Source organism: Rhodococcus sp. KRD175 (assembly GCF_017168275.1).
Classification (GTDB): domain Bacteria; phylum Actinomycetota; class Actinomycetes; order Mycobacteriales; family Mycobacteriaceae; genus Rhodococcoides; species Rhodococcoides fascians.
The window spans coordinates 1-980 of record NZ_JABFAQ010000046.1 but is presented as its reverse complement, the minus strand read 5'-3'; the positions used below and the strand labels follow the sequence as shown (position 1 = coordinate 980).

Genomic DNA, 980 nt, shown 5'->3' with positions numbered 1-980 from the left:
TAGGGCGTGTCTCCCATAGCTGAGCGGTGACCCGCGAGACCGTGGCCGTATGGGACAGACGAAGTCACGATTTCGCCAGTTCACCGACGAGCAGTGGGAGCGGATAGAGCCCCTGCTGCCCTCCAATGAAGGGCGGCAGGGGCATCCGTTTCGCGACAATCGCAAAGTCGTCGAGGGGATCATCTACCGCTACCGAGCAGGTATTCCCTGGCGGGACCTACCCCGCGAGGAGTTCGGTGCGTGGCAGACCGTGTGGAAGCGTCACGCCCGCTACGCCCGGGACGGGACCTGGGATCGCATCCTGCACGTGATCCTGGCCGATGCCGACGCAGCCGGAAAGATCGACTGGAACGTCTCGGTCGACGCCACCATCTGCCGCGCTCATCAGCACAGCACAAATACAACGCGCCCTGAGCAGGACACAGGGGGCAGGGTCGAATCACAAGAACCGGCCCTTCCGGGACTGTGAACCCGCAGGTCACGGCATCGGTCGCTCGCGAGGAGGGCTGACCACCAAGATTCACAGTGCTGTCGATGGCCGCGGCCGACCGCTGGCGAACGTGATCACCGGTGGGCAACGAAACGACGGCGCGATGCTGGCCGAAGTCCTGGCCGACATCCACGTCCCACGCCACGGCAAGGGCCGACCCCGCACCCGCCCCGACGCGGTGATCGCAGACAAGGCCTACTCGTCCGGCACGATCCGCCGCCAGCTCCGCAGTCGCGGTATCGCCGCTGTCATCCCGGAGAAAAGCGACACCATCGCCGCTCGCGAACGCCGCGGCAGCCGCGGTGGCCGACCCCCGAAACTCGACACTGACCTCTACAAAGACCGAAACGTCGTTGAACGTTCCTTCGCTCTGGCCAAGCAATGGCGAGCGCTGGCCACCCGCTACGACAAACTCGCGATCACCTACCGCGCCGCCGTCACCCTCTGCGCAATTCTCACCTGGCTACGCCGATTGGGAGACACGCCCTAG

General features: G+C 65.4%; 1 protein-coding gene. It reads left to right on the top strand.

All coding sequences use genetic code 11. The features are described 5' to 3' along the window. Nucleotides 1–49 precede the first annotated feature (49 nt). Nucleotides 50–980 (top strand): IS5 family transposase gene (locus tag J1M81_RS24630; protein ID WP_374222426.1). Its coding sequence is split into 2 segments (ribosomal slippage): nucleotides 50–442 and nucleotides 444–980, totalling 930 coding nucleotides; the frame shifts between segments, so codons are not numbered across the junction.